We start from the raw sequence: 11,916 nt of genomic DNA, 5'->3' as shown, positions 1-11,916 counted from the left end.
ACTCTATGCAGCCTGAGTTCGCAGTGTGTCATTAACGCAAAGAAAAAGCCGCACAAATTGTGCGGCTTTTTTTATTTATTCAGCGTTAGGGAATACGCGCTGTACAGTTTGTGTAAATTCATCAAATAATCCGGCGATTGGGTCACCATTTTGAATACGTTTTCCATATCCTTGCATACGCTCTACAAAATCAGGGTTAGCTGAAACGTAAACATTATCAATGTTTTTGTCAGTAGATCTTACCTTTTTGGCTATTTTTTTCTTCAGATTGTTTTCTACTGCACCTTTATTTCCATTGGTTAAAACGACTGCAACGTAGGCTTGATTTCCAGCCACAATGATATCGGCATGCTTTACTTCTTTTAGGTCTGTTACTTTATTAGCTGCTTCATCAGCAACCTCAAGTTTTCGGTCGTTGTTATTATCGTCATTTACACGATTGTTATTGACATTATCATTAACATTGTTGTCAACGTTATCCCGATTGTTTACATTCCGCATATCGTCATTGGCCGGATTTCGATAATTTACGTTTCTTACATCATTATTATCACGTCTGCCCTCACCTTGGTCGGCTACACCGCAGCCAGTCATAAGCAAAGGGATAAGAAGCACAGACGCAAGGACTTGTTTTTTTCCAAACATGTGAATTCCTCCTTTATCACTTTACTTATAGGTTTTTCTAACTGGCTTTAATTATGCATGCAAATCTGGAGGAAATGCTTTCCCGGGAAATATAACGGTTAATTTGTCTAACGAGGGGGAAAATATGAATACACTGCAAAGGAGGGATCATGTTGTTCAACCAGCGAAGAGGAATCAGCCCCGCAGCATTGATCATAGGATCAACTATGCTTATTGCTGCATTATCACCTCAGATCCGCCAAAGAATCAGCGGGTTTATCACAGGACAAATGAACAGACGAAATTCAGAAAATAACACGTTTGATGCTTCTAATGTAGGAAACATGGTCAAACAAGCATTTAGCAGAAGCAGCGGTGATAACCAAGACCGTTCGCAACATCAAAGCCAGCGGCAAAATGGCCGTCAGCACCAGCACGCAGGACAGCAGCAACCACAGCATCAGCATACACAGTCTCAAACTAGGCAAACTGAGACACCCGCGAAAAAAAGACAGCCGCATTATGCTGAACCCATTCATTTTGAACAAAGCGCAATGAATGTCATGGACGACAACACGATGATGGAAATGCTGGAGGACTTAGAACCCGGCCGTTAAAAAAACGTGTAATCCTGTTGGGATTACACGTTTTCATATATTACGCTTCTTCAGCTTCAATCACTCTGGATTGATCATGAAATGCCCCTTGATCAATTTCCTTTGTGACCTTACTTGTAATAAGACCGGATGTCATGCTTCCGCTGACATTCAAAGCAGTACGCCCCATGTCGATTAACGGTTCAATTGAGATTAACAAACCAGCGAGCGCGACAGGCATGTTTAATGATGATAAAACAAGAAGCGCCGCGAATGTCGCTCCGCCGCCGACTCCGGCAACACCGAAGGAGCTGATGGCAACGACTGCGATAACAGTGATAATAAACACCGGGTCAAATGGATTTTGGCCGACAGTCGGAGCAATCATCATCGCCAGCATCGCAGGATAAATCCCGGCACATCCATTCTGGCCGATCGAAAGACCGAACGAACCGGCAAAGTTTGCGATTCCCTCCGGTACACCCATGCTTCTCTGTGTTTTAATATTCAGCGGTAAAGCACCTGCGCTAGATCTTGACGTAAATGCAAATACAAGTACAGGCACCGCTTTTTTCAAATAAATCACCGGATTCAAGCCGCTGAACGTCAGCAGCAGCAAATGAATGATAAACATAGTGATTAACGCGGCATATGAAGCAATCACGAACATGCCCAGTTTTAAAATGCTGTCAAGATCACTCGTGGCAATTGTTTTTGTCATGATTGCCAGCACCCCATAAGGCGTCAGTCTCAAAATGAGTGTGACAACACGCATGACAATGGCATAAACGGCATCAACCAGTTTTTTAAATGTTTCTGCCTGTTCCGGCTGTTTGTGTTTGACGCCGAGGAATGCCACTCCAAGGAAAGCGGCAAAAATAACGACAGCGATTGTTGAAGTCGGTCTAGCTCCCGTAAAATCTAAAAACGGGTTTCCAGGCAGCAGTTCAACAATCTGCTGCGGCAGCGTTTTCGCTGTCATATCCTCTGATTTCTGCTGAAGCTCCTGTCCCCGTGAAAGCTCTGTACTTCCTTGGTCAACCTGAATCGCCTGCAGATCAAATGAAAGCGCGGACGCGATACCGACAGCTGCAGCAACTGCTGTTGTTGCTACTAAAATCCCGATAATCAAACCGCTGATTTTCCCAAGATTTTTTGTCAGCTTCAGCTTTGTAAATGCGCCGAGAATCGAAATAAAGACGAGCGGCATGACAACCATCTGAAGCAATTTGACATATCCGCCCCCGGCAATATTAAACCAGTCGGCTGTTTGAATGACTATATTTGAAGTCGGGCCGTAAATCAGCTGAAGCGCAAATCCGAATACAATTCCCAGCCCCAGCGCAGTAAATACACGTTTAGAGAAGGAAACATGTTTTTTCTGCATAACAAAGAGCCCTAAGATAAGTAAAAATAAAATAAATACATGTAATACAACCAGTAAAGTCTCCAAAGCAGGTAAACTCTCCCTTCAAATTTTCTCATTTACTATATTACACTAATTCCGATGGGTCAAGTGCGAATTATTTTAACTTATCAATTCAAGTAAAAAAACCTTATATAATGCCTTTTTTGTTCTTTTCTTTCCCTTCCATCTTTAGTACCTTATATAAGGGTGATAATATTGCTGAAAGAACTGTTTGTAAATTTGACCATTTTAATCACATTTAATTATCTCTTCACCCACCTGTTTAAAGAAAGGTTAGTACATAAAAAAGACAGCATATCTTTTCAAGCTGTTAAGGGACTGGCCTGCGGTTTACTCGGGGTTATTCTGATGGTTTTTGGATTTACCTATCAGCATTCAATTATTGATCTTCGAAATATCCCTATTATGATTGCCGCTCTTTATGGAGGCTGGGTTTCAACGGCAACGGCCCTGGCCATGATCACTGCAGGCCGCTTGCTGATTACAATGAACACATCTGCACTATACTCGGTTATTATCATTTGTATCGCTGCCATCCCGTCACTCATTGTTTCTAGAAGAAAAAAAGTTCAACTAAAACATGCTTTCTATCTTTTAATAATCACAAATAGCTTGATCTCCTTTTCCTTTTATTTTCTTATAGATTTACATTCATACGAACTTCATTTGTATTTTTGGATCATATCAATAGCGGGCGGCATGCTCAGTTTATATATTATTGATCATGAAACAAATGCACATCTTCTTTTTAAACAATATAAGTTTCAGGCGCACTTTGACTTTTTAACAGGCGTGTATAACCGAAGAAAGTTTGAAGAAACCACAAAAGCTCTGTATCAGCAGGCGGCCGATACCCCGCATTTTCAATTTGCACTGATTTATATGGATATCGATCATTTTAAGACCATCAATGACCAATATGGCCATCATGAAGGAGATCAGGTGCTCAAAGAGCTAGGGTTACGTCTGAAGCAGAGCATCCGAAATACTGATCCTGCCGCTCGGATCGGCGGTGAAGAATTTGCCGTGCTCCTGCCGAACTGTTCTCTTGATAAAGCAGCCCGGATCGCTGAACGGATCAGGAGCACTGTAAGTGATGCACCGATTGTATTAACAAACGGCGACGAGCTTTCAGTTACGATATCACTAGGGGCCGCTCATTACCCCAATAATACGGAACAGCCAGGATCCTTGCCCATTCTTGCCGATCAAATGCTTTACAAAGCGAAAGAAACGGGACGGAACAGAGTGTGTTTTTCAGAAAAAAAAGAATGAATTCAATGTTCGAATTCATTCTTCCAATCTGAAAGACGTTTCAAAGGCAGAAAAGCCGGGACAAGATCTCCCTGATATTCTTTTTCTATAAATGCCGCTGTATCATCAGCTTGATAAAGCTCAAGAATGGTTTGCAGCGCTTCCCGATCTTGATCCTCCGCTCTGACAACAATCAAATTCATCTCTTCCTCAGACATGAGTCCGCCGCTCTTTAGCGTATGCTTTTTCGGGTTCAAGCCCGCTTTTTTTGCTTCTGATGGTTTCATGACAAACACGTCGGCACCGCTCACTGCATCCTGTTGCCGGACAGCTTTTAATTTCAGGTGTCTCGGATTATCTTTAACAATATCAACTGAACCTGTTCCGTTAAATCCGTTTTTCAGCGTTAGCAAACCCGCTTCCTGGAGCACCGTAAGCGCCCTGCCAAAATCGAACGCTTTATCCGGAACAGAAACGACAGCTCCCCGCGATATATCTCGGATTCGTTCATATCGTTTTGAATAAATGCCCATGGGCGTTATGTATGTCGTCCCGAGCGGTGCCAAATTAAGTTTGTATTTTTCAGTGAACGACTGAAAATATGAAATGGTTTGAAAGGCGTTGGCATCAATTTCTTTGTTAGCAAGTGCGATATCAGACTCCGCATAATCAGAAAAAGGGATCAGCTGAATATCCAGCCCTGCCTCTTCAGCCTTTTGAGCAATATAGTTCCATATTGCCCCGTCAGACTCAGCAATCCCGATTTTTATCGATTCATGTTCTGCAGACGGTGAACATGCAGTAAATGAAACGAGAAGAACAAGGACGAAACTGCATATAAGCCACTTTTTCATTGTGACCATACTCCTATCTATGTATTAGAGCATGCAAGCAATATCAGACATAAAAATCATACGCTCTCTTAGTTGATAAACGTTGTCATTTGTAATATTGATTAACTTTTACCTTACTCATATCCAATAAGGTTGTCAATTCCTATTACTTATCTTCCCAAAATGAAGGAATACTAAGGCAAACGTATGATCACATATCGAGAAAACAGATGAATTTCCGTAAATAAATATCAAATTGAAAAATAAATATGGTATTTTCCGAAAAAAATTTCAATAAGCAGTTGTTTTTTCTGAAGATTACTGGTAGAGTAAAGGTAATTATTTTTGTTCGAACTATCTTTAAGAAGAAAGTTTTGTAAGAGTTTTCGTCTTGAAAGTTTGTTAAGAGCAAGAATAGTGAATTTAAGCGTTATGATCGCTTTAGGAGGAAATTTCATGTTAGAAGGTAAAGTAAAATGGTTCAACTCTGAAAAAGGTTTCGGATTCATCGAAGTAGAAGGTCAAGACGATGTATTCGTTCATTTCTCTGCTATTCAAGGCGAAGGCTTCAAAACTTTAGAAGAAGGCCAAGCTGTTTCTTTTGAAATCGTTGAAGGAAACCGCGGACCACAAGCTGCTAACGTTACTAAAGAAGCGTAAGCATAAATTGATATGAAAAACTGCAGGTGCAAACCTGCAGTTTTTATTTTGACAAAAAAGCTGTTTTGCATAAGCAAAACAGCTTTCTTTATTAGTTTGCAATATCCCGCTTCATGAAGATTCCGAAAGCAAGCAACAGGAAGATGATAAAGTAGATCGCTAGCATGACGAGAGAAAACGTCATAGTCATCCCTTTTATTAACGGTGTGCCATCCACATACTGAGTCAAGTCGACATTAGCAAACAATATATATTTTGCCCAGTCAAATTTCGCTGCAATAAATGCAGTTGCAGTCGTACCGGCAACCAACAAGAAGATGGAAAAACCAACCGCAAGAGAGCTGTTTCTGAATACCGCAGACAGCATAAACGCCATCGTCGCCACCATTAAAGCCGAGACGGATTCAGAAAGATACGTTGTGGCCAAATGCCCCATCATGTTTTGCTCAATGACATGGCCATCCTTATAGATTAAATGAATGTTCGCGGCGGTTTCACCACCCGTCCCGAAGAAGATCAACCCTAATAAAGTAGAACCGATAAATAAAATCAACAGCAACAGGAGCCCAAACAGGAGAACTGTAATATATTTGGACATCAAAATTTGAAAACGGCTGAGCGGCCGAATCATTAATAGCTTAATCGTTCCCCAATTAAATTCGTTAGCGACAATTCCGGCCGCGATGATAATAGTAAACAGACCGGTAAGGATGGTAAAGTTTGCCGAATCCGTTACATAAGACCATGCCGTATAGCCCGTGTCACTAGGGATATTATGCTCGATGCGATAGTCGTTGAGTGTGATTGTTTCTTTATACCCATCTTTCAGTGAAGGATCTTCTTTGATTTCTTTCTTTAATTCGGCGTTTTGTGCTTGAAGCTCTTGTTTCCAATGGGAATTTGATTCACTAGCAGAAAAATGATTCGCCAAAAATGCAAATCCAACCATTGTCAGCCCCAGAATTCCGATCATCACCCATGTTCCGGCACGGCTGAAAATTTTGAGCCACTCATTATAAATCAAATTAAGCATGCTGAACCTCCTCTTTTGTTTCACCTGTCATTTCTAAGAAACGGTCCTCTAATGATTTTGTTATGACCTTGACCTCATAAATACGAATTTGCTGCATCACCAGCAATTCAATAACCGCAGGGACTTCCTCTTTAGCCAGTTTGATTTCTACACCATTTGTCTTACTCAGCAAATCGTACTGATTTAAAACAGTAGCGGCTTCACTCGGCTGCTCAACCTGGAAGAAATATGTATCATTCTCATCAATGTTTTCATCTTTTACATTTTGAATATCGATCAGCTTTCCTTTTTGCAGAATCGCAATTCGATCACACATCAGTTCCATTTCTGACAGCAGGTGGCTTGAAACGATGACAGCCATTCCTCTTTCTCGGGTCAGCTTCTTTAAATGATCTCTGATTTCTCTGATCCCCGCCGGATCAAGGCCGTTTGTCGGTTCATCCAAAATCAGCACTTTCGGATCGTGCAGAAGGCATTGTGCCAAGCCAAGACGCTGTCTCATCCCTAGAGAATATGTTTTCACCTTGTCGTGGATTCTGTCTGTTAAACCGACCAGCTCAACAACTTCATCAATTTTTTCCTTCGTGACACCCTTGACCATCCTTGCGTATTGCTGGAGATTTTTATATCCGCTCAAAAATTTATACAGCTCGGGATTCTCAACGATCGCTCCAATATGCTTAATCGCCTTGGCATATTCTTTCGTAATTGATTGGCCGCAAATGAGGACATCACCTTTCGACAGCTTCATTAACCCCACCATCATCCGGATGGTTGTCGTTTTCCCCGCTCCGTTTGGTCCCAAAAAACCGAATACCTCGCCTTCACGAATCGTAAAACTGAGATCATCAATGATCGTTCGGCCTCTGATGTTTTTAGTCACGTTTTTCAATTCCAACACTGTTTTCATCATATTCCTCCTCTTTCTAGCAAACTTCCATTTTTGATTTAAACCATTGCAAAACAGACATGCCTTCCTGTTCACGAATATCTTCTACTTCACGCTGCGCAACTTTTTCTCCATTGGCGAGGATGATTACTTCGTCTAACAAAGTCTCAATTTCATCAATTTCATGTGTCGCGATCACGACAATCTGCTGCTCAAAATCAATGTACGACACAAGGCTGTTTACGATGGAATCCCTGACCATCGGATCAAGCCCGGAAAAAGGTTCATCAAGCAAGATGACGTCTGCCCGTCTCGCTAAAGCAAGAACGATTTTCAGCCTGCCCCGATTTCCTTTTGATAGCTTTTTGATCTTTTTTTCCGGATTCAGCTGCATCTCATTCAATAGCTTATAAACCTGTTCTGTATGAAAATCAGGAAACTGCGACTGATAAAAATTCACCATATCTTTAACAGTGAAATGCGGATAAAACATATCAAGCTCAGTAAGATAAGCCGTTTGACGCACCATTTCTCTCGTAACCTGCTCTTCATCAACTTTTACAAATCCTGAAGTCGGAAACAGAAGGCCAGCCATCATTTTCAGGGTCGTTGACTTGCCGCTGCCGTTCGGTCCGATCAGGCCATAAATCCGTCCGGATGATAGGGTGATTGACACATCATTGACGGCCGTATGGCGGCCGTATTTTTTTGATACATGTTCTAGCTTGATTTCCATTTTAGCCTCCCTCTGTGAATGTTTTAATCCCTTCTAACATTTCTTCTTTCGTTAGCCCCAGCTCTTTCATTTGCTTGACAAAGCCTTCCAGCACCTCTCGTGTCAGCTTGTCTTTCAGCTCGTCTACGATTTCTGCTTTTTCCGCAATAAACGTCCCTTGACCTCTTCTTGTCTCCACAATACCCAGCCTTTCCATCTCACTGTAAGTTCTTTGAATTGTATTGGGATTTACTTTAGTTTGAATCGCCATTTCTCTTACTGAAGGAAGCTTGTCTCCTGGGAGCAGCTCCTTCCTGACCAGCCTATAAAAGATCTGATCAGCGATCTGCAGATAAATCGGTTTCGAGGATTGGAATTGATTGTCCATATTTACACCTCTACTTTACGATCAAGCAGTTTTGAAGCCATGATGAGCAGCAAGAATGTGATGACTATAGCAATAGGAAACCCTAGCACAGACAGATGGATAGGTTTTAGTTCCAATCTCCAAACATTGTGGAAGTGGAAATCAAAATTGCAATAGACTGTTACAGGCCAGAAATGCTTTTGAGATTCAACCAAAGGGCTTATGATGTATTCATCGAAGAATAACCACATTGCGACCAACAGAACCATCGCAGCCCACCGCATTCCGCGCCAATTTCTGAGAGAGTGAAAAACAGTCCAAAACACAATGACTGTTACTGACATATCTAACGAAGAAATAAGCCCATACATATTCAGCAAAGCCACTGTACTCGTTATATCAACTTGATGCTCCAGCAGATTTTTTACAGAGAGCATATGATACATCCATATGCCATAGGCTGTTAATGCCAACTGAATCACAAATTGATAGAGCAAAGATGCTGCCAATTTAGAAGAAAACAGCCATAAGCCGCCATTTGGATTGTACAGCCAAAGCTGTGATTTCCCTTCCTTGCGAAGGTGATAAAAAACAAAAACAGGAGATAAGAAAAGCAGAAAAAAAGCAACTGCAACAAAAAAACCAAAAATGACTAGAGGTTCTTTCGTGCGAGAAGCTATAATATGGCCTGTTCCCAATAAGAAAATGATTCCGCATATCCATACTAGCAGCCACATTCTTGAAAGCTTGATATCTTTCTTTAATAAACCTAAAAAAGAATTCATGTCTTTACCTCCCGGAAAAAATCCTCGGTGTATGAGTAACATAGTACACTAGATCAAGGTGGAATACAACATATTCCATGGATTTATTTGATAAAAACATAATTGATGGAAACAGCAAAAAAGGCAAACCCGCATGAGTAAACGGATTTGCCTTTTTCATTACTTTTTCTTATTTTTCATAGAGAGCAGCGCATCACGATAGCTGCGGTCCTGCATTTTGTCACTTTCCTCAGTGACCTCTTCTTCTGCATGAACTTCATCAGAATGCTTAAACTTTTGCAGCGCCTGCCTGTAAATATCATCACCCATTGTGTCACGCTTCTCTTTTGGAGAATCGTTTTTGACAACGGATGGCGTATGCTCGGCAGCCCTTGCTTCAGCAGGGTAATGCGCTTCGTTTTTTTCCTCTTCTGGAGGTGCGATTCTATCGGTTGCTTCTTGCTTCTCAGGTCCAGGTGAGGCGTTGCGGACGTTAAATGTAATAAGGGCCGCAATGACAATGACAGCAGCAATTATTGCTATAATAATGGCCATTTCAACCTCTCCTTACTGTCCTGCTGTTAGGTTTCCTGTGACTTGGCTGACACGTCTTCCCAACGCGCGTCCAAGCTGAATACCTTCCTCAGACATTAACTCATCACTGTCTACCGGACAAGTGACACCTGCTCCGTAATAAGAGCCATAAAGTGCGTTTTCAGGCACGTTGCCAGGCAGTCCGACAACAATCATGCCTTGGTGGAACATCGGCGTGATTAAATTGTGCATTGTCATTTCCAAGCCGCCGTGTGTTGTTGCCGTTGTGCAGAAGACAGCACCGACTTTGTTGATCAGCTCGCCTTCAGCCCACAAGTAGCCAAGTCTGTCGATCCAAGTTTTAAGACCGGAGCTGATTGTTCCGAAATGCCCTGGGCATCCCCAAATAATCGCATCCATATCTTTAAGCTTGCGGATATCAGCCTGATCTACATGGTCGATGAACACTTCAGCCGCGTCGTTTTCTCTCGCGCCTTCAGCAATCGCTTCTGCAAGCACTTTAGTATGTTCGCCTTCACTATCATACACTACATAAATTTTCATTCAGGAAACCTCCCTGTACAGATTAAGATTCCTTAGCTTCTTTTGGAGCAGGAAGTAATGAAAGCTCCTCTTTTTTCTTCTTACGCAATTTATCTTTTCTGACGTCACGCAGGAAGATACTTAAAATCAAACCTGCTACACAGAATAAGGTTGCCCACATAAAGGCATCATTTATCCCCATGACATTGGAATCGAGTGACGCGTGTTTATAAATATGTGAGTACACATATGTTTTCGCCGTATCATAAGACACATTCATATTCACCATTAAATTCGAAACTGCATTTTGGAACGCATGGAGGAAGTTCGGGTCCGCCGTGCTTGTTTTATCTGCAATTTGTGAATAATGGAATGTCGTCCGGTTTGTATAAATCGTCGTAATTAAACTTGTTCCGATTGATCCGCTGATTTGGCGAAGCGTGTTGCTCATCGCCGTTCCGTGGCTGTTCAGACGGGCAGGAAGCTGGTTCATCCCGGCTGTCATGACTGGCATCATTAAGAGAGACATACCAAATGCACGAATTGAATAGATCAGCATGATGTGTGTATATGGTGTATCAATTGTCAATTGCGTGTATTGATACGTTGTTACCACTGTCACGAGAAGCCCGATAATCGCAAGCGGTCTCGGTCCGAATTTATCGAACAAAATACCTGAGATCGGTGACATAATCAGCATAACGATCGCACCCGGAAGCAGAAGCAGACCGGATTGAAGCGCCGTAAAGCCGACCAGGTTTTGCAGATAAATCGGTAAAAGGAACATACCAGTGTAAAGTGCCACTGTAATAATGATATTAATGACACTCGAGAGTGAGAAAATGTCATATTTAAACACTCTGAAATCAAGCATCGGATCATCATGACGCAATTGCTGAACAACAAAAGCAACAATTGCAATGGCTCCGATAATAACTGTAGACAATACAATCGGGTCGGTCCAGCCGTCAGATCCGGCTTCACTGACTCCGTATAATAAGGAGGCGAATCCGACAATCGATAGGATTGCGCCAAGAGTATCGAGTTTGATTTTTTGCGGCTCCACCATATTTTTAAAGATGAAGAAAGCCACAATGATAACAATTGCGCCGATCGGCACAAGTCCGTAAAACATAATGCGCCATGTATAATGCTCAATAATCCACCCGGAAAGAGTCGGGCCGACCGCTGGAGCAAACATCATCGCTAGCCCGAAAATCCCCATTCCTTTCCCCCTGCTTTCAGGCGGGAAAATTAACAGAATGGTTGTCATAACGAGCGGCTGCAAGATACCTCCGCCCACGGCCTGAATCAAACGGCCGATCAGCATTGTAGAGAAGTTAGGTGCGATACCGCAGACTAACGTACCGAGCGTAAAACAAAACATCGCGACGAGAAAGAGACTCCGCTGGCCAAATCGTGTAATGAGGAAAGCAGATAACGGAATCAATACACCGTTAACAAGCATGTAACCTGTTGTCAGCCACTGAATCGTCGTTGCACTTACGCCAAATTCAGTCATTAAGTGCGGCATTGCAACATTAAGCAGTGTTTGGTTTAGAATTGCCAAAAATAAACCCGCCATTAGCACAATCAGCAATGACATAGGGTTTTTTGCATTTTTTTCTTTGCCTGTAGCCATCTAAGACAACCTCCTTTCATGGTTTGATGACTG

The 11,916-nt window shown here is 42.1% G+C and carries 15 protein-coding genes; 3 read left to right on the top strand and 12 right to left on the bottom strand.

Annotated elements, in window-relative coordinates; all coding sequences use genetic code 11:
* Positions 1-75: 75 nt before the first annotated feature.
* Positions 76-645, bottom strand: coding sequence for a YhcN/YlaJ family sporulation lipoprotein (locus tag NST79_RS05075; RefSeq protein WP_033883018.1), 570 nt, complete (start codon positions 643-645; stop codon positions 76-78).
* A 149-nt stretch (positions 646-794) separates the two neighbouring features.
* Between NST79_RS05075 and NST79_RS05070 the strand changes: the two genes are divergently transcribed.
* Positions 795-1,241: a hypothetical protein gene (locus NST79_RS05070; RefSeq protein ID WP_015252490.1), complete on the top strand. Its 447-nt coding sequence runs from the start codon at positions 795-797 to the stop codon at positions 1,239-1,241.
* Positions 1,242-1,281: 40 nt separating this feature from the next.
* Here NST79_RS05070 and tcyP read toward each other — a convergent pair whose 3' ends face one another.
* Positions 1,282-2,673, bottom strand: a complete 1,392-nt coding sequence (tcyP, locus tag NST79_RS05065) for an L-cystine transporter TcyP (protein WP_003244685.1) — start codon at positions 2,671-2,673, stop codon at positions 1,282-1,284.
* A gap of 171 nt (positions 2,674-2,844) precedes the next feature.
* Between tcyP and dgcK the strand changes: the two genes are divergently transcribed.
* On the top strand, positions 2,845-3,924 hold the full coding sequence (dgcK, locus tag NST79_RS05060) for a diguanylate cyclase DgcK (RefSeq protein ID WP_015252491.1): 1,080 nt from the start codon (positions 2,845-2,847) through the stop codon (positions 3,922-3,924).
* A 2-nt stretch (positions 3,925-3,926) separates the two neighbouring features.
* Here dgcK and NST79_RS05055 read toward each other — a convergent pair whose 3' ends face one another.
* Positions 3,927-4,757 carry a MetQ/NlpA family ABC transporter substrate-binding protein gene (locus NST79_RS05055; RefSeq protein WP_212059672.1) on the bottom strand — a complete coding sequence of 277 codons (831 nt, stop codon included), beginning with the start codon at positions 4,755-4,757 and terminating at the stop codon, positions 3,927-3,929.
* Positions 4,758-5,192: 435 nt separating this feature from the next.
* On the opposite strand from NST79_RS05055, the gene cspB reads away from it, so the two are divergent.
* The gene (gene cspB, locus NST79_RS05050; protein ID WP_003224086.1) at positions 5,193-5,396 is read left to right on the top strand and encodes a cold shock-like protein CspB; all 204 of its coding nucleotides are present in this window, start codon (positions 5,193-5,195) and stop codon (positions 5,394-5,396) included.
* 91 nt (positions 5,397-5,487) lie between these two features.
* On the opposite strand, the gene NST79_RS05045 is transcribed toward cspB, so the two are convergent.
* From NST79_RS05045 to NST79_RS05005, 9 genes are read right to left on the bottom strand one after another with little or no spacing between them, the layout of a single operon-like run.
* Positions 5,488-6,429, bottom strand: coding sequence for an ABC transporter permease (locus tag NST79_RS05045; protein ID WP_038427544.1), 942 nt, complete (start codon positions 6,427-6,429; stop codon positions 5,488-5,490).
* Positions 6,422-7,339, bottom strand: a complete 918-nt coding sequence (locus tag NST79_RS05040) for an ABC transporter ATP-binding protein (RefSeq protein WP_029317524.1) — start codon at positions 7,337-7,339, stop codon at positions 6,422-6,424. The genes NST79_RS05045 and NST79_RS05040 overlap by 8 nt, the downstream gene beginning before the upstream one ends.
* A 16-nt stretch (positions 7,340-7,355) precedes the next feature.
* Positions 7,356-8,054 carry an ABC transporter ATP-binding protein gene (locus tag NST79_RS05035; protein ID WP_003233423.1) on the bottom strand — a complete coding sequence of 233 codons (699 nt, stop codon included), beginning with the start codon at positions 8,052-8,054 and terminating at the stop codon, positions 7,356-7,358.
* Position 8,055: 1 nt separating this feature from the next.
* The gene (locus NST79_RS05030) at positions 8,056-8,421 is read right to left on the bottom strand and encodes a GntR family transcriptional regulator (RefSeq protein WP_003233424.1); all 366 of its coding nucleotides are present in this window, start codon (positions 8,419-8,421) and stop codon (positions 8,056-8,058) included.
* Between the two features lie 2 nt (positions 8,422-8,423).
* Positions 8,424-9,185, bottom strand: coding sequence for a hypothetical protein (locus NST79_RS05025; protein WP_003245465.1), 762 nt, complete (start codon positions 9,183-9,185; stop codon positions 8,424-8,426).
* Positions 9,186-9,189: 4 nt separating this feature from the next.
* Positions 9,190-9,345: a hypothetical protein gene (locus NST79_RS05020; RefSeq protein ID WP_003233426.1), complete on the bottom strand. Its 156-nt coding sequence runs from the start codon at positions 9,343-9,345 to the stop codon at positions 9,190-9,192.
* Positions 9,345-9,719 (bottom strand): hypothetical protein, encoded by a 375-nt coding sequence (locus NST79_RS05015; protein WP_003233427.1) that lies wholly within the window; start codon positions 9,717-9,719, stop codon positions 9,345-9,347. Before NST79_RS05015 ends, NST79_RS05020 begins: the two co-directional genes overlap by 1 nt.
* A 12-nt stretch (positions 9,720-9,731) precedes the next feature.
* A complete protein-coding gene (locus tag NST79_RS05010) occupies positions 9,732-10,262 on the bottom strand; it encodes an NAD(P)H-dependent oxidoreductase (RefSeq protein WP_003233428.1) in 531 nt (176 codons plus the stop codon).
* Between the two features lie 22 nt (positions 10,263-10,284).
* The gene (locus NST79_RS05005; RefSeq protein ID WP_003233429.1) at positions 10,285-11,883 is read right to left on the bottom strand and encodes an MFS transporter; all 1,599 of its coding nucleotides are present in this window, start codon (positions 11,881-11,883) and stop codon (positions 10,285-10,287) included.
* Positions 11,884-11,916 lie beyond the last annotated feature (33 nt).

It is taken from the genome of Bacillus sp. PS196 (assembly GCF_037963555.1).
Lineage (GTDB): Bacteria > Bacillota > Bacilli > Bacillales > Bacillaceae > Bacillus > Bacillus subtilis.
This window is presented reverse-complemented; position numbering and strand designations above follow the sequence as displayed.